General features: G+C 48.3%; 15 protein-coding genes. 3 read left to right on the plus strand and 12 right to left on the minus strand.

Annotated elements, in window-relative coordinates; genetic code table 11:
• Positions 1-93: 93 nt before the first annotated feature.
• The 5 genes from NG833_RS13215 to NG833_RS13235 all read right to left on the minus strand — a co-directional run bounded on the left by NG833_RS13215 (position 94) and on the right by NG833_RS13235 (position 8039).
• Positions 94-2355, minus strand: a complete 2262-nt coding sequence (locus NG833_RS13215; protein ID WP_254565751.1) for a trypsin-like peptidase domain-containing protein — start codon at positions 2353-2355, stop codon at positions 94-96.
• Between the two features lie 77 nt (positions 2356-2432).
• Positions 2433-3944: a serine protease gene (locus NG833_RS13220; protein WP_254565752.1), complete on the minus strand. Its 1512-nt coding sequence runs from the start codon at positions 3942-3944 to the stop codon at positions 2433-2435.
• A gap of 34 nt (positions 3945-3978) precedes the next feature.
• A complete protein-coding gene (locus tag NG833_RS13225) occupies positions 3979-5682 on the minus strand; it encodes a trypsin-like peptidase domain-containing protein (RefSeq protein ID WP_254565753.1) in 1704 nt (567 codons plus the stop codon).
• 26 nt (positions 5683-5708) lie between these two features.
• On the minus strand, positions 5709-7370 hold the full coding sequence (locus NG833_RS13230) for a trypsin-like peptidase domain-containing protein (RefSeq protein ID WP_254565754.1): 1662 nt from the start codon (positions 7368-7370) through the stop codon (positions 5709-5711).
• A gap of 12 nt (positions 7371-7382) precedes the next feature.
• A complete protein-coding gene (locus NG833_RS13235; RefSeq protein ID WP_254565755.1) occupies positions 7383-8039 on the minus strand; it encodes a COP23 domain-containing protein in 657 nt (218 codons plus the stop codon).
• 540 nt (positions 8040-8579) lie between these two features.
• On the opposite strand from NG833_RS13235, the gene NG833_RS13240 reads away from it, so the two are divergent.
• Positions 8580-8771, plus strand: coding sequence for a hypothetical protein (locus NG833_RS13240; RefSeq protein WP_254565756.1), 192 nt, complete (start codon positions 8580-8582; stop codon positions 8769-8771).
• Between the two features lie 374 nt (positions 8772-9145).
• Here the strand turns inward: NG833_RS13240 and NG833_RS13245 are convergent, their stop codons facing one another.
• The 7 genes from NG833_RS13245 to NG833_RS13275 form a co-directional block, all read right to left on the minus strand.
• Positions 9146-10162: a Fic family protein gene (locus NG833_RS13245; protein WP_254565757.1), complete on the minus strand. Its 1017-nt coding sequence runs from the start codon at positions 10160-10162 to the stop codon at positions 9146-9148.
• A gap of 9 nt (positions 10163-10171) precedes the next feature.
• Entirely contained in the window at positions 10172-10756 is a 585-nt protein-coding gene (locus NG833_RS13250; protein WP_254565758.1) for a Uma2 family endonuclease, read from the minus strand.
• Between the two features lie 366 nt (positions 10757-11122).
• On the minus strand, positions 11123-12049 hold the full coding sequence (locus NG833_RS13255) for a TIGR01777 family oxidoreductase (protein ID WP_254565759.1): 927 nt from the start codon (positions 12047-12049) through the stop codon (positions 11123-11125).
• A 432-nt stretch (positions 12050-12481) separates the two neighbouring features.
• Positions 12482-12907 (minus strand): hypothetical protein, encoded by a 426-nt coding sequence (locus NG833_RS13260; RefSeq protein ID WP_254565760.1) that lies wholly within the window; start codon positions 12905-12907, stop codon positions 12482-12484.
• A gap of 47 nt (positions 12908-12954) precedes the next feature.
• Complete coding sequence (locus NG833_RS13265) at positions 12955-13578, minus strand: SH3 domain-containing protein (RefSeq protein WP_254565761.1); 624 nt, start codon at positions 13576-13578, stop codon at positions 12955-12957.
• Between the two features lie 234 nt (positions 13579-13812).
• Entirely contained in the window at positions 13813-14361 is a 549-nt protein-coding gene (locus NG833_RS13270) for a general stress protein (protein ID WP_254565762.1), read from the minus strand.
• A 213-nt stretch (positions 14362-14574) separates the two neighbouring features.
• Positions 14575-15195 carry an HPF/RaiA family ribosome-associated protein gene (locus NG833_RS13275; RefSeq protein ID WP_254565763.1) on the minus strand — a complete coding sequence of 207 codons (621 nt, stop codon included), beginning with the start codon at positions 15193-15195 and terminating at the stop codon, positions 14575-14577.
• Between the two features lie 310 nt (positions 15196-15505).
• Between NG833_RS13275 and NG833_RS13280 the strand changes: the two genes are divergently transcribed.
• Together NG833_RS13280 and NG833_RS13285 are read left to right on the plus strand one after the other, a co-directional pair.
• Positions 15506-16591 carry a class I fructose-bisphosphate aldolase gene (locus tag NG833_RS13280; protein WP_254565764.1) on the plus strand — a complete coding sequence of 362 codons (1086 nt, stop codon included), beginning with the start codon at positions 15506-15508 and terminating at the stop codon, positions 16589-16591.
• Between the two features lie 80 nt (positions 16592-16671).
• On the plus strand, positions 16672-17838 hold the full coding sequence (locus NG833_RS13285) for a pyridoxal phosphate-dependent aminotransferase (protein WP_254565765.1): 1167 nt from the start codon (positions 16672-16674) through the stop codon (positions 17836-17838).
• Positions 17839-17933 lie beyond the last annotated feature (95 nt).

Raw genomic sequence — 17933 nt, forward strand, 5'->3', positions numbered from 1 at the left:
CCAACAAATAAATCATCCTTGCTTTGATGCGATCGCACCTAACAAGGCTCTTTTAGCCCGCGCAGGCGGGCTTTGTCCGTGTAGCCCCACCCTTCAGGGTGCGGGTTTTTTGAAGGTTTTATTTTTTGGAGTTCCCTTATTGCTTTTACCGAGGAGGAGATTCCCCTGGGGACTAAATATCAGTCCATTGACGATATGTTCCCCGGAGAGTTCGATTTGGTTCACTTGTTCGCCACTGCGGGAATTCCAGAGTTGGATCAGTTCCACACTGCTGCTGGCGAGACGATCGCCATCGGGACTGAAGGCGAGGGAATAACTGGAATAGGGGGAGTTTCCGGGCAGGGTGTTTATCACTTCTCCGGTATTCACATTCCAGAGGATGATGTTTTTAGCGCTACTGGCAAGGGTTTGACTGTTGGGACTGAAGGCGACTGCGGTAATTCCATCACTGATGTGAGTGAGGGTTCGCAGTGCTTCGCCGGTTTGAGTATCCCAGAGTTGGACTTTGGCGGTATTATCGGTATCATCCCAGATGCCTGCGGCGAGCAATCGTCCGTCGGGACTCAGGGCGATCGCATCCCGGAGGTTACCTGTCCAGGAGAAGGTATGACGAACGGTTCCTTTTTCAATATCCCAGACTTTAATTGTCCCTTCGCCATTGGTACTGACGAGGATTTTGCCATCGCGAGAGAGGGACAGGAACTCGATATAAGCGCGATCGCTATCTTCGGCAGAATGTAACAGGGTACTGTTAGAAAATTCGGGGGAAGTTGCGCGAGTTCCACTGGGACGATAGTAAGCTAAAATTTCCGTGACATCTTCCCGCAGACGACTACTCCACAGTCCCATCAACAAAAACTCGAAGTTTTCATCTCCAAATTGATCCACATATTCCGACTGCAACTCAGAAACTAAACGGTTTGCTTCTTCGCGATTTCCGGTAGCATTTAAGGCGGCTGCTAAGGCAATTTTTCGAGGCGGGTCCTGGGGATTTTTTTGAAATAAAGTTTCTAAATAAGGAATTGCCTCTTGCACTTGGCCCCGCTCATAAAGCGCTTGGGCAAGGTTGAATTCTGTGGGTAAATAATCTACCCCTTGGGTGACAATTTCTTGTCCTATCGTAGCAATGGTTTGGGCATCAGATTGGAGGCGAGACCCGGGGAAATTCGGTTGCAATAATGTGGCTCTCCCCCGCCAATTTTCTGCGTTTTGTAAGAGTTCAAAGACGAGGGAAAGGGCTGTTTTGCCTTCACCATTGGCATATAAGGCACTGGCGAGGGCGACTTGGGCGTTCCCTTGAACTTCGTTGAATTCGACTAATAAGAGTTGCTGTTGGGGGGAGGAGTTGGGATTGGCTTGAGCTTGCGAAATCGCCTCGGTTGCTAAATTAATGGCTTTCCGAAATTGGGAAATTGCCGATGAACTGTCTCCCGCTTGATACTGCGCTTGTCCCACCCCAAAGACTGCCGGTAGATAATTCGGGTCTATGGCTAAAACTCTTTGATATTGGGCGATTGCCGGTTGAATTTGGTTAGCAATTAACTGGCGATCGGCCTGTTTTGAAAGGGGATAAGCAAAAGAAGGATTGGTGGATAAAACTGTTGAGTCCATTGCTTCAATGGATTCTATAAAAGTATCCAGGGGAATGCCTAAATTAAACCCAGATTTGATGTCCACCGTATCGCCGGTATCGGGATTATAAATCCCTTGTCCCTCAGCGCGTCCGTGAATCCCAATCAGACGACCCAAGCTATCTAAAACTGGACCGCCACTCATTCCCGATCGCGTGATATTGGTATAAATCAGTTCATATCCAGACTCAGTTCCCGACTGCGATCGCCCGGAAATTTGACCCTGTGTGATTTGAAAGATCCGTTCTGTAATCGCAAGTCCCGGATGGGGCCATCCCGCAATATAGACCAAGGTTCCCGGTTGGGCGATATCGGAATCTCCTATCTGGGCGATCTCATAAGGTTGGTTACTGGTAAACTGAACCAAGGCTAAATCTAAATTCGGTAATCGCCGAACAGTGGTATAATCGAGCGGATGTTGTACCCCATCTGCCGTGACAATTTGATACTCATCAGGACTGGCAACCACATGATTGGCGGTTAACACCGTATAGGTATTCCCTTGCTTGCCAATCAGCACTCCTGAACCGGGATTTTGCCCGTTGATAACCACCGTCACTTGCTGCGCGAGGGTGGCAATGTCAGCTTGAGTCACTTGAATCTGGGACAGAGAAGACTGGGGGAGGGGTTGTAAATGTGCCGGTTGGGTGAACCCCGCTAATTCTAGGGTGAGGATGGCGGCAGTCCAAAGGGAACAAAGGGTCAAAGTGCGCTGAATTATCACGGTTATTATCAAAGGGGATAAGGGGACTGAGTTTTGACGCGAAGAAGGGCGGTAAAATGTAGATGCACCGAGGGGTTTCACGTCTGAGGAGGAATCAATGGTCGAGCTTTTTCAATCAGGCGATCGCTCCAAAAAATGCCCAACCATCCTCCAGATTCCCCTGTCACTGCGTCCTGGGAGTCTTCCGATTGGATCTCCTGGAGTAAGACATCCGCCCGATCGCTTTGGCCGGTTTCCTGGAATGCGATTGCCAGTGCTAACATCACTCGGGGGTCATTTTTATATTTATCCAGGATGATTTGAAAGTAGGGAATCGCTGCCTGAACTTGTCCCAATTCGTAGAGAACCTGTCCCTGATTGAATTCTGGAGGTAATTCACCCGCTTCGGTGGATAGGATTTTTTCACCATACTGTTGCAGGGGGACCGCATCACTCCGCAGGCGACTACTGGCAAAATCCGGTTGAAAGAGTTTATCTCTCACTAGCTGGTTATTATATTGCAAAAGACCCACGAGCAGATTTAATCCCTCAAGGCGATCGCCGGATGTAAACAACAGGGTCCCCAAGGCCAATTCTACATTGACATTATTATTATAAGCTACAAGTTCCACTGTACCCAGCGATCGGAGTCGTTCCATTTCAGCGCGAGTTAATTCTACTGCCTTTTCAAACTGACTCAACGCCATGTTGCGATCGCCGGATTCATAGTACGCCTGTCCAAGTCCAAATATCGCCTCTAAATACTCCGGATTCACCTCCGTCGCCCGCTTGTATAAACTGAGGGCATCGGTCACACGGTTTTCTCCTAATGCCTGTTTTGCTGCCGTGGTAAGGGGAGTGGCAAAGGAAGGGTTAGTGGATAAAACTGTTGGATCCACCGCTTCAAGGGATTCTATAAAAGTATCCAGGGGAATGCCTAAATTAAACCCGGATTTGATATCCACTGTATCTCCCGTATCGGGATTATAAATCGCTTGTCCTTCAGCGCGTCCGTGAATCCCAATCAGGCGACCCAAGGTATCTAAAACGGGACCGCCACTCATGCCCGATCGCGTGATATTGGTATAAACCAGTTCATATCCCGACTCCGTTCCTGACTGCGATCGCCCGGAAATTTGACCCGGCGTCATTTGAAAGATCCGTTCCGTAATGGCAATTCCCGGATGGGGCCAACCCGCAATATACACCAAGGTTCCCGGTTGGGCGATATCGGAATCTCCCATCTCGGCGATCGCATAAGTTTGGTTACTGGTAAACTCAACCAAAGCTAAATCTAAATTCGGCAATCTCCGAACTTTGGTATAATTGAGCGCATATTCTACCCCATCTGCTGTGACAATTTGATATTCATCGGGACTGGCAACCACATGATTAGCAGTTAACACCGTATAGGTGTTCCCTTGCTTGCCAATAATTACTCCTGAACCCGGATTTTGGCCGTTGATTACCACCGTAACTTGCTGCGTCAGGGTGGCAATGTCGGCTTGAGTAACTTGACCCAAGGCGATCGGCATGACACTGCTGATGATCGCAGGAATGACAATTGCTGCTGTGGTTTGATGAAAATTGAACCTGAAAGTGTGACTCATGTTTTCCTCTGTAAGCGAGTTGGATTTAAGGATTTTAAGGATGCGATCGCCAAACCCTCAAAAATTGAGCACCTGCACCTGAACCTCCTTTTTCATAACTTCCGGTCACAAAAGTTTGACCATCAGGACTGAAGGCGGCAACTACTTTTCCCTGGGGGAAAAACAGTCGATTTCCGGTTTGAACATTCCACATTAATACTGATTCTTCATCCTCAACCGACCCTCCTGCCAACACTAATCTTTGTCCAGAAGGGTCAAAAAATAAAGAACAATTAAATTTAATATGGGTTTTAGGAATCGCCCAATTTTTGAGGATTTCCCCGGTTTGAATATCCCAAACAATCACTCGACCTGCTGTACTACTATAGACACTCGTTGCTCTAGGCATTAAGGCGGTGACAAAGGTTTTTCCATCGGGACTAAGGGCAACACATCGAACAGTTTGTTTTGCCGGAGTATCGAGGGGATATTGCACTGTTTGAACAGGTTCTTGGGTGGCTAAATTTAAAAGTCTCCCGTGATAAGCATTCGCCACAGCAATCCATTGACCGTCGGTACTAAAGGCTATATCAGTGGTTTCATTTTCCAGGGCGATCGCAGTTTTGAGAGTTCCCGTTTGCACCTCCCACAAATTAATCACATTCTCGCCATGATTTCCCGTGGCAATCAGTTGACCATCGGGACTCATCGCCGTGAAGAAATTGCCATTAAAAGTGTGTTGAATTGCACCCGTTCCTAGGTCCCAAACCTGAATGATATCCGGTTCGGCATCCCGCCGATGGAGACTGACTAAAGATTTTCCATCGGGGGTGATGTGGACTTTTTTCGCGTAATGGCGACTGCCTTGATTCCAGGTTTGTGTTAACTCCCCGGTAGACAAATCCCACAAGCGAATGATTCCATCTCCATACCCTGCAATCACCGTCTGATTATCCGGTGCGATCGCTGCCGAAGTCACAAAAAACTTGTCCTCGACTTTCAAATCCTCTACGGAAAAGAAATTAAATCGAGCATAAGGTAAATTAACCCCAACTTCCGCAGCAGTTTCTAAAAAGAGATTCAGAGGAATCCCCAAATTAAACCCGGATTTGACCGCCACTGTATCCCCGGTTTCGGGATTATAAATCGGTTCCCCTTCGGCACGTCCGTGAATGCCAATCAATACCCCAGTTTCATCAAAAACTGGACCGCCACTCATGCCCGATCGCGTCACATTGGTGTAAACTAATTCATATCCCTCTTCTGCTGCCCCCATCGCTCGCCCTGAAAGTTTTCCCGAGGTAATTTGAAAAATCCGTTGGGTAATTGCCTGTCCCGGATGCGGCCATCCAGAAATATAAACCCCCGTTCCTTCTGTCGTCGTATCCGAGTTCCCCATCACCGCCACGGGATAATTTTCAGAACTGGTAAATTGAGCCAAGGCAAGGTCTAAATTCGGCAGTTTAGTGACCTGGTTATAATTGAGCGGATATTCAGTCCCTTCGGGGGTGACAATTTGATAAGTATCCTCAGTTGCCAGAACGTGCTTCGCGGTTAACACCGTGTAAGTATTCCCCTGTTTGGCAATAATAATTCCCGAACCGGGATTTTGACCATGAATAATTACCGTCATGGATTTGGCGATGGCCGCAATCACTCGCTCATCGACAGTTTGGGGACGAGCAGCAGGGGATAAAACTGCTACAATTGTAGCGCTTAATAGAACCGTGGAAATGCCAGAGTACCAATTCCGAAACATGATATTAAATGAACTCTAAAATACAGTTAACGCTGGGGAATTTGCCACAATTGAACCCGGCCATTCTCTGCACCACTGACCAGGATGTGACCATCGCCAGAAAAGGCGAGGGAAAACACGGAAATTTGATGGCCGCTTCCTGAATTGATCACGTCCAAATTTCGCACCCGATTCCCCGTATAAAGGTTCCAAATCTGGATTGTCCCATCCATTCCGCCACTTGCCAAAATATGTCCGTAAGGGTCAATAGCAATACTATAAACAGTTCCCCGATGACCTGTTAACGTATGCAGCAATTCCCCGGTGCGAAGATTCCACACTTTCACCAGTCCATCGTCTGCACTGGCGGCAGCGAGGAGGTTGCCATAAGGAGACGTGGCAACGGAGGTAATCCGGTTAGCATTCCCGGTGAGGGTCTGGATGGTTTCGCCCGATTCGGGATTCCAGAGTTTGATGGTTTGATCGGTACTGCCACTCACCAAGAGTTTGCCATCGCTTGTAAAGGCCACGCTATTCACATAGTCTCGATGTCCGGTGAGGGTGCGAACTAAGTCTCCGGTTTGGGGATTCCAGAGTTTAATGTCTGTATCTTCCGCACTGCCGGAGGCCAGGAGAGTACCATCAGGACTAAAGGCAACCGCCCTCACAAAGGAGCGATCGCCCTTAATACTTCTCACCAGTTCCCCAGATTGCCGGTTCCAGAGTTTGACCGTCCCATCCTCACTGCCACTCACTAACGTTTGCCCATCGGGACTAAAAGTGAGAGCAGTTACCGCATCCGTATGGCCAGTGAGGGTATGAATTTCTTGGCCGGTATTGTTATTAGCAAGTTTGATGATGCCATCTTTACTCCCACTGGCGATCGTCTGATTGTCTGGGGCCATCGCCACCGCCAACACCAAGGCCGAATGGCCCGGGAGAGTCAGACTCGCAGCAGCCAAATTATCCCCTAAGCGAGGTACATTTATCCCCGCTTCCCCGGCCAAACTCACAAAGGTATTAATGGGCATACCGACATTAAACCCGGATTTGACATCCACCGTATCTCCGGTATCGGGATTGTAAATCGGTTCCCCTTCGGCCCTTCCGTGAATCCCAATTAACCGACCCTGATTGTCAAATACCGGACCGCCACTCATTCCCGAACGGGTGATATTGGTATAAATTAACCCATACCCATCCTCTAATGCCGTGAGAGGACGACCGGAAATCGTGCCTTTCGCCACCTGATAAATCCGTTCCGTAATCACTCGTCCCGGATGGGGCCAACCGGAGACATAAATTGTCGCCCCTTCCATTGCGTCATCAGAATTGCCGAAATGAGCGACTCGGTAGCGGTTGGGACTGGTGAATTCCACCACTGCTAAATCCACTCCGGGCAGTTTTTTGACCCGGGAATAATCGACTGGATGGGTTTGAGCATCGGTGGTGAGAATAGCATACTCATCCGGGGTGGCGATCGCGTGTTTGGCCGTCAGTACGGTGTAAGTATTGCCATTGCGGGCAATAATCACCCCAGAACCAGGATTTTGGCCATTAATCACCACCGAAACCTCTCGACCCATTGCCGAAATCGCCTGTTCTTCAATCCCCTGGGTTTGAGGTAAGGAACTCGGGGCCTGTGCTACTAAAATGACGGCCCCTACCCCAAGGATCGCCGCTGATAAACCCGCCTTAGACCATTGCATACTGTTTTTGCCTCACCTTGATTGGGGAACATCTCGACGAGGGACTGGGGGAGTCCGACTTCCCAACCCGGGGAGTTGGGGATATTCCCCGTTTAAATACTTATCAAAGCTGATGTAGAGGCGTTCGGTTGTTTCGGCGATCGGTCCTGCGGATGCCACCCGAATTCGGAACATTCGTTGCAACATTCCTCGGGGATTGCTACCCCCACTGAGGGGAAATAACATCCCGCTACAGGGTTCATTTTCTCCGGGTGCAACACAGGCAACCAGTTGGCCGTTCATAATCCCACTGGTGATATAGTTGAGGGTCCCGGTGTCATAGTAGGTTTGAAAGCGCGTGGAGACTTCCTCACACTGTTGTTGAGCGTTAATCTCCGGGTCTTTGATGGCATTTTTATCCCAAATCACCATCGGCATTTCCCCGTTAGGGGTCCGCACCATTGTGGCGGGAATTTCCTCAACGGTCCCGCAGAAAAAGCGGGTAGTTTCTACCGGGGGTTGAGGTTGTGCGAGGGTTAGGGTCGCACTCAAGGTCTGCAAGAGGGCGATCGCCCCAACTTGACTCCCTCGGATTACAGGTATTAATACTTGAGTGGTCAGGGTTTGCAACGGTGCGATCGCCCCGACCTTATTCCTTCGGATTACTGCTGTTAATAATGGCCTCTTCATCGGTTACGGCATCCCCTATCCTGCACGATCTTAATTTTAGGTTTAACATGAAATGATAGTCTTGTGACTCAAGTCCGCGATCCCGGATATGACTCCAATAGTTCCCTCTCTGGATCGTTCCCGACTCCACCGCCTTCCGCCTCATTCCCACTGCGATTTTCTCAGGACAAATTGAGGACCACTCCTGGGAAGGCGGTGACCCCAAGAACGGTGACAACCCTTGATGGGTCCAGCCCCTGGACCATTCTCATTCAAGTTTTAACAATGTTTTAAGATTTCCCAGAAGCCCAGGCGACTGGCCCAGACTGGAACGGAAATGTCACTGCAATTGAGCATTTTTGTTCTATATCCCTAAGTGTGGGTCAACCACCTGAAGTCATCTAAACCCCAGAATCGATGAGTATTTATATTTGTTCATATTTTTTTGAAAAACTTAATAAAAAAAAGGTTATTTTAATGATAAGATTTGATGAACTTAGCGATAAACTTTAGAAACAGGTTGATCGCAAATCTGCATTTTAAACAAGGAGTTGAGTAGAAATGACTATCGATAACGTTACTGTCAAACCCGAGACCCGTAATCATAAAGGATTTTTCGTTCAAGAAGCCTCTTATAAGCTGATGGGCATTGAAGATTCAGGCTGGGCGCTGATTTGCGTCGAAAATTCCTGTCACTATGTCGATCCGGATAATTTGGAAGCGGACCCCGAATTAGGGGACGCCCTAGATTAGTTGGAAGTTAAGAAAACTTCACATTCTACACAGAATAAGCTTGGGCGGCTGTCCTGAATTCAGGTACAGCCACATTTTTTTGGGGAAAAATAACTCTTTGTTGGGGGTTGTTGGTAGGGAGTGGGGGATGAGGAAGGTTACCCCCAATAATCCGATAATTAACTTGATTAGCGTTTAATAATTGTATAAAATCTTTGAAATATGGGTTCAGCATTGTATTTATATTGATGGGATTTTCGGCGGATTTGTTCTAGGGCTTCGAGGCGTTTAAGGGGGGATTGAAAAAAATGCTCATATGCTGGTGGCAAATAAATATTCATAGCCCAAACCGCCCTCAATACAATACAACAAATAGAGCCTAAGTTTCCACTTAACTATCCCTTAAAATTTCTATCAATAAAATTAGTAATTTCTCGATAAAAATCCTGCCCTTTTCCTTGACTACTCTTGGCCGTCGCCAAGACCCCTAAGACTTCCACCAGTGAGGCGATCGCAGCCTCATAAACCAACTCAAAAAGCTGACTTAAATCATCTTGATTTTGTTGTGCGTAAGCTAACGCATTAATATAATCATTACGAACTTGGTTGTTAATCACCACAATAGGATAACCCGCACGGATTAACAGTAAATTCATCAATAATCGAGCCGTCCGACCATTGCCATCCTGAAACGGATGGATCGAAACAAACCGATAATGCGCCATTGTCGCATATTCCACCGGATGCAGTCTTAAGGCAGCTTCGGAATTTAGCCACCTGACAAAATCATACATCAATTGGGACAATAAATAATGGGCGGGATACCGATAATCCGTTCCTGCCGCCATCACATCCAGAGTCCGATAACTCCCCGCTTCATCCGGTGCGATCCTGCGGAGAATGAGATTGTGGATTTGTTTGATTTCCCATTCATTAATTTCTGTATCTTTTTGGGCTAAGGTTTCAATATAGTTAATTGCCTCCTTATGTCCGATAACTTCTAAATGTTCATCAAGCGTCTTGCCTCCAACCGTAATGCCCTTGGTTAAAACCAACTCAGTTTCACTTTGAGTTAAAGTATTTCCCTCAATCGCATTCGAGTTATAAGTCAATCGAACATCATAGAGTTTTTTGAGTTCACTGACGAGCAGGGGGTCAAAAGGTCTAAAGCCCTCCAACCAAGTTTTGAGTTTGTCTATTTGCTCTAATTTAAGCTGATAGTTCATAATTAAATAGTCGCTTATCAAAGCCATTAGGGAAAACTCGTTCGACTGACTTAAAACTATGATTTGTTGAATCAATTTTTCGTAGAGTTGAGAAGAAGACCGCAACGAATGAGCATCTCTTGCGCTAACGGCGGCAATAGCTCCGATCTGTTCTCTGATGCCTGGGGTTAATTCGCTGAGGGTCATCGTTTTATCTCAAGTTTGGGTTTCTAAGGTTAGATCAAGACCGCGATAGACTTGTTCAATCGGGAAACTTAAGTTAATGCTTTTGAGTTCGATGGTGTCGCCTGATTTGTAGTTGATAATCAACCAATCGCCTGCGTTGTTTTTTTGATATAAATCCATTTCGATGCGGGTGGAACTGACTAATAGGTAATCGATGAGGGCTGGATTTTGGCGATACATTCGGAATTTGCCGCCTCTGTCGTAGGCTTCGGTGCTATTGGAGAAGACTTCCACAATAAGACAGGGGTAGGTGATGTATTGGGAGGTGGTTCGATCGCGATCGTCACAGGTGACGCTGGCATCTGGATAGGTATAGTTATGGGTGTCAACAATATTAACTCTTAGGTCTGAGTTACCGATGATGCAATGACTCGCGTCTAAATGGTTATCAAACATAGCTGTCAATCGAATGGCAATGCGGCTATGATTAACGCTACCGCCAGTCATGGCATAAACTTGACCGTCAATCAGTTCATGTTTTTCTAGCTGCTGTTCTTCCCAGGCAAAGTATTCTTCGGGGGTAAGCTGTGGGGTGTTACCTTTGGCCACAATCATGGGTCGTTACCTTTTACAGTTTCAGGACTTACGCACTCTTTAACATTAAACCCTAAAATGTAGAGGCGAGAACGCGAATCGCCTCTACATTTTAGGGTAGATTCTTAAAATCTGCGTAACTCCTGAGCGTTACTGCGAACACCGGATAACGACTGAAGTCGTTACTACGAACACCGGATAACGACTGAAGTCGTTACTACGAACACCGGATAACGACTGAAGTCGTTACTACGAACTAAGAGAACGACTGAAGTCGTTACTACGAACTAAGAGAACGACTGAAGTCGTTACTACGAACTAAGAGAACGACTGAAGTCGTTACTACGAACTGGGGAAGAATTTTAGATTTTATTCTTGTGCTTCCTGTTATCCGTGAGATACCACTTCTTCTAGGGCGGGTTTGATGGTGGGATAGCGGTAGTCGAAGCCGTATTCTAGGGGGCGTTTGGGTAACACTTGTTGTCCTTCTAGGACGACTTGTGCGGCTTCACCGAGGATAAGCTGGAGGGCAAAATCGGGGACGGGTAACCAGGAGGGTCGATGGAGGACTTGTCCGAGAATCTGGCATAATTCGTTCATGCGGACGGGGTTGGGGGCGGTGCCGTTGAGGATGCCTTGGATATCGGACCTGTGTAAGGCTAAGAGAATCAGGGTTACTAGGTCTTCGCGATGAATCCAGGAAAACCATTGATGACCGCTGCCGAGAGGGCCTCCGGCGAGGAGTCGAAAGGGGGTGAGCATTTTGGCGATCGCCCCTCCGTTGCCGACGACGATGCCGCTACGAATAATTGCCAAGCGGGTTCCGGATTGCTTGACCTGTTGCGCCTCGTTTTCCCACTCCTGACAGACTTGGGCGAGAAAATCGTTACCCGAGGCGCTGGTTTCGTCAAAGGTGGCGGTTTCGCTGCTACCGTAGTATCCAATGGCGGAAGAATTGACGAGGACGGAGGGTTTGGGATTGGCGGTGGCGATCGCCTCGACAATTTTGCGGGTTCCGAGTTTGCGACTGTTGAGAATCTCCTGTTTGCGTTCGGGAGTCCAGCGTTCGTCTGCGATGGGAGCACCGGCAAGATTCACCACTCCATCACATCCGCTGAGTGCTTGTTGCCAGGGACCGGATTCGGTGGGGGTATAGGCAATGATTTCTAAGTTGGGAAAGGCGGCATCGGGAAAGACGCGCTTGGCTTTGGTGGGATTGCGGGTTAAGATTAAGACTTGATCACCCGCTTGTTGGAGTTTTTCTACTAATCGACTGCCCACGAATCCGGTTGCACCGGCGATCGCAATTTTCATAAGCTTTAGGTTCAGATTTGCTTAAAGGTTCTTAACTATAGTAGGCCGTTTGCTCCTTCTGATACGGAATCCGGTTGGAATCGGTCTGTAAAAACCCACAGGCTCAAGCCTGGAGGCTCACAAGACAAAGCCTGCCTACGCAGGCTACTCCATAAAAACGACTTTTCATACCCGGATTTGGTATGAACTAGGATGCGGGGATGGTTTGAGCTTTCAGGGGCAAGAAACGGGGTTTGGGGCCCTTTCTTGACAGCCCTCTGCAATGACAGCAAATTACCCCCTTCTGGAAACAGAAAGGGGCATTTTGCCGGGAGGCGATCGCGATCTGAGCGATCGGCTATAAGGGGATAGCATTGCCATCCCCTTATAGAGGGGAAAGGATGAAATCACATTTGGGATTTATACTCGTTCTTTCCCCAAGTTTAGTTATATTTAGTTATCTTCCCTCTGACCCGGTTGCATCATCTGACCCGGTTGCATCTGACCCGGTTGCATTTGACCCGGTTGCATTTGACCCGGTTGCATTTGACCCGGTTGCATCATCTGACCCGGTTGCATCATGTGACCCGGTTGCATCATGGGACACTGTGGCATCATGTGACCCGGTTGCATCATGTAACCCGGTTGCATTTGACCCGGTTGCATCATCGGTTGTTCACCCTGACCCGGTTGAGTTTGTCCCGATTGGTGACTAATCAGTCCTTGTGGGTCAACTCCAGTTAGGGGTTGCTGTTGAGCTACTGCTGACGTACCCTCGGAAGCAGCGATAGAAGTCGCCGGAAGTAAAGCTGCGCCTAATGATACGGCGGCACCCACGCCGAAGATTTTCTTCATCTTATTGAGTGTAGTGCGGCTCATTGGGTATTCTCCTTATGAATGTTAAGCTCTCTTCAATTACTTACCATCTATTGACCGCACATGGCAAGTTCTTCTGCATCAACATAACCTTGAACAGGTTCGGAGATGGGTACCCATCCATTCTGGCCGAGGCTTTCAATCTCAACCCGGGTATTATCCGGTAAGACTACCTTGGTCTCACTGTCAGTCTCAGGTTGCCATCGCACACTCAACCCTCTAGGGGAGTTGATTTCCCGACAGCTTCCAGATTGGGCGATCGGTTGGTCCATCAGCCCGGGTTCCGTTGTCATTAGGGGCTGGTCATATCTAGCCACAGGTTGCTGCTGGGCGGCTGCTTCTGTACAGTAGCTAAGATAGCTTGCCGCCACATAGCCATTCATTGGGGATTGAATTTGTACCCAATCCCGAGCGGGAGGGGAAGGGTTTTCCAGATAGACATATTCATTAGTTCGCACACTTCCGATCACCTCTCCCCAGGGCTGGGTGCGAATGTTTAAACCAGGTTCTGCCTCGACTTCGCGGCAGGCCGGGACTTGTGCAATTTGGGCTTGTGCCATCTCAAAAGATGCATCTTTTGGGGCAGCAATAGAACTGGCGGGAATCATTGTTGCGCCCAAGGACACTGCGGCGCTTACTCCCAAAAGTTTTTTTAAATTATTTATCACGCTCATTGGATATCCTCCTCTTGAGCTATCTTCAGTTATCTCTATACTAAGGTGTTTTTTTTACTTTCAACCTCTATCATGTGAGGTAGATTGTAGAAACAAGTTCTCTTCCTTTTGACAGGACTGTGAGGCTTAGGATGAGTTGAAAATAAGTTGGAAGTGGCCTAGTTTTTAGGGAGTAGCAATGAAAAGGGCGCTTTAAAACGCCCTTTTCATTGCCCAGGTAAAGATAGTGATGGCTTAGTAATTCTCTGTATCTTGATACAGTTGCCATTCTTGAATGCCGTGAGCGCTTAAGATAGATTCGGCTTGGGCGATTTGTTCCTCGGTCCCTTCTAGGCGAACTAAATAATGTCCTTGGGTCAAATGTTGATGATAAATATTGGCTTGACCTTCGGTAAATTTATCTCCGGCAACCGTGCCGACGATCGCCCCTCCTAGCGCCCCATAAAAGCTGCCTGCGGCGGTCAAACCGGCGATGGTGGCGACGGGACCGACGACGGCGATCGGGCCGAGTCCCGGGAGAAATAAGGTCGTCAGGCCACTAAATAAACCGGCGATCGCCCCGAAAACCGTTCCATTCATCACACCCTTTCCTAAGCCTTCAACGGTGCGATTCTCCAAAAATTTACTATCGGGACTCTCCATTTCATCGGGGATATTATCTTGGGTGGCGACTAAGATATTGTCCATTGAAAATCCTGCCTCACGGAGGGCATTCAAGGCATTTTCTGTAGTTTGGCTATCTTCAAAGACACCGATCGCCCGTGTTTTTAATGCTAAAGCCATTGTCTTCTCCTGATTTATTGTTTACTGTTTTTATCTGATGGGACTTACGCCATTTTTAGCCTTAAGCCCTAACTGTAAAAGTGAAATGTAGAGGCGAAATGTAGAGGCGAAATGTAGAGGCGATTCGCGAATCGCCTCTACATTAGCGAGCAAGATGCTCGCACTCCTCACTCCTGAGCGGAATCTGTACCCCAGGAGTCCAGAACTCTATAATTATTTCCAACCCAGGGGTTGTTCGACGTTAGACTCTTGGGCTGTCGCCTCATTTGAACCGAGTTTATTGACCAGATGAACACTGGTGGCTTGGGGTCCCATTTCTCCTTGGGTTTCGGAAAAATGTACGCCTGTCCCTTCTTTTAATTCATCAAAGCGATCGCCTAAAACACTGTTGCGGTGAAAATAGATTTCTCGTCCACTGTCCAAAGTTTTGATAAAGCCATAACCGTCCTCGGGGAATAGCTTAGAGACGACTGCTCCCATTGCTTGGGCGGGATGATCTTTCACCTTATTATTTTGCCGTTGGGTCAGTTCCACCACTTGACGACGGGCCGCCTCATAAGCATTGCGAATTACCGTGTCGAGTTCGTCATACTGATTCCCCTCACCGGGATTACAAACTGCGGCGATTTCATGGGATGGGGGAACGGTGATATCGAAGCGAACCCGATAGGGAGAGCCACTACTGGGGCGATCGTTGGTTTTTTCAACCGCCACTCGGCAGCTTGTGATATGATCGCAAAATTTTTCAAGTTTGGCAATTTTTTCGCGAACTAAGTTATCAATCGCATCGGTTTTTTCAAGATTTCGATAAGTAATTTCTACAGGTACTTTCATAAGCGCTCTTAACCTTCCTTGACTTGCTCCTCGGACAAAATATTCTTAAATTATTCTTGAATTGTGCTGGCTTGTCCTTGGGAATAGGGTTAATTGTAACCCGTAGCTTGGAGGGTCGTCTTCTATCTAATGACATAAACCCACGGACTCAATCTGATTAAAAACGGCTGCGGGTTGCTACAGTTGCAGCCAAAAATAGGAAAGTTTCACGAGAAAAAAATTGGGTTAAATCGAAACATCGGACAACGGTCGCGAGAGGGAAACGATATGATGAAACAGTGGAGTTTAGAAAATTGTGAGGTAAAACACCATGACAACGACCCTATCAAGCCCTTCAGCGATCGCCTCGATCCTGGGAAATGAAGCCGAAGATTTACTCACATATCAGGCCAAACTGCCCAAACAGATGTTTCAGTTGCCGGGACCGGATTGGATTGACCGGGTGGCAGCCAGTAGCGATCGCTCGCCCCAAGTATTGCGATCGCTCCAGCAACTCTATTCCCACGGAAATCTCGCCAACACCGGCTACCTCTCCATCCTCCCCGTAGATCAAGGCATCGAACATTCAGCCGCCGCCTCCTTTGCCCCCAACCCCATCTACTTTGATCCCGAAAACATTATTAAATTAGCAGTCGCCGGAGGCTGTAACGCCGTTGCCACCACCCTAGGCGTCCTCGGCAGCGTCTCGCGCAAATACGCCCACAAAATCCCCTTTATCCTCAAACTCAACCACAACGAACTGCTCACCGTTCCCAACCAATATGACCAAATCATGTTTGCCAGCGTCGAACAAGCTTGGAACTTAGGGGCCGTTGCCGTCGGTGCAACCATTTACTTTGGTTCCCCGGAATCCACCCGGCAGATCCAGGAAGTCAGCGCCGCCTTCGCCCAAGCGCACGAATATGGCATGGCAACCATCCTCTGGTGTTACCTGCGAAATAGCGCCTTTAAACAAGACCAAGACTACCATCTCGCCGCCGACCTCACCGGCCAAGCCAATCACCTCGGCGTGACCATCCAAGCGGATATCATCAAACAGAAACAACCGGAATGCAATGGCGGATATGGGGCAGTTTCCCAAGCTTTGGGCCACAAATACGGACGCACGGACAAACGAGTTGAGACCGAGTTAAGCTCAAACCATCCCATTGACATGACCCGGTATCAACTGCTTAACTGCTATGCAGGACGTGCCGGATTGATTAATTCTGGAGGCAGTTCTGCCGGGGAAAACGACTTCGCCCAAGCCGTGCGAACTGCCGTGATTAACAAGCGGGCTGGGGGTTGTGGGTTAATTTCCGGACGCAAAACCTTCCAACGACCCTTTGAGGAAGGGGTGAAATTGTTTCATGCCATCCAAGAGGTTTATCTGTCCTCCGATGTCACGATCGCCTGACATCCCTGCCTCAGAGTGGGTAGAGTAGGATATTCTGAGCGAAGCATATCCTTAAATTTATTCTCAGTTGAAGTAGGCAAATGAAGCTGGCAGCAAGAGTTGGACAGGTAACGCCATCCCTGACCTTGGCCATCGCCGCCAAAGCTAAGGCGATGAAAGCCGATGGGATAGATGTTTGTAGTTTTAGTGCAGGGGAACCGGATTTTGATACCCCAAACCATATCAAAATGGCGGCAGAAAAAGCCTTGAATGCGGGGAAAACCAAATATGGACCCGCCGCCGGTGAACCCCAGTTACGAGAAGCGATCGCCCAGAAGCTCAAAACCGATAACCATCTCAACTATTCCGCGAAAAATGTCATCGTCACCAATGGCGGCAAGCATTCTCTCTTTAACCTCATGCTGGCCCTCCTCGACCCCGGGGATGAGGTCATTATCCCGGCCCCCTTCTGGTTGAGTTATCCAGAAATGGTCACCCTAGCTGGCGGTGTCTCGGCGATCGTCTCCACCACCGCCGAAAGTGGGTATAAAATCACCCCAGAGCAACTGCGAAACGCCTGTACCCCGAAAACCAAGCTGTTTATTCTCAATTCCCCCTCTAATCCCACGGGAATGGTGTATTCCCCCGACGAGATTCGCGCCTTAGCGGCTGTGGTGGTTGAGCAGGATATTTTAGTCGTTTCTGACGAGATTTACGAGAAAATCCTCTACAACGACGCCCAACATTTGAGTATTGGCCAGGTTTCTGAAGAGGCGTTTAAACGCACAATTATCAGTAATGGTTTTGCTAAGGCTTACTCCATGACGGGGTGGCGGATTGGGTATCTAGCGGGGGATGCCGAACTGATCCAGGCAGCGAGTACCATTCAAAGTCACAGTACCTCCAATGTCTGTACCTTTGCTCAATATGGGGCGATCGCCGCCTTGGAATCCGACCAAGATTGTGTGGCCGAAATGCTCCATGCCTTTGCGCTGCGCCGGGTAGCGGTTTTGGAACGAATTCGGGGAATGTCCGGCATTAGTTGTCCCGAACCGGAAGGGGCCTTTTATGTGTTTCTGAATATCGCTAAAACCGGCATGAAATCCCTGGAATTCTGTGATGCCTTACTGGAATCTCACCAGGTTGCTGCCATTCCGGGAATTGCCTTCGGGGATGATGACTGCATTCGCTTATCTTATGCCACCGATTTACCCACCATTGAGAAGGGGTTGGATAGATTGGAAAAATTCTTGCAGCAACATTTGTAAAAGCTGCTCCAAGTTTTGAATCCACCGGGTTTTACCAAAAGCCCGGTTTTTTTTGTATTCTTTGAGATTCTTTTGTATCCTAGAGAATTGCCCAG

The sequence above is a fragment of the Oscillatoria sp. HE19RPO genome, assembly GCF_024220515.1.
Lineage (GTDB): Bacteria > Cyanobacteriota > Cyanobacteriia > Cyanobacteriales > Laspinemataceae > Laspinema.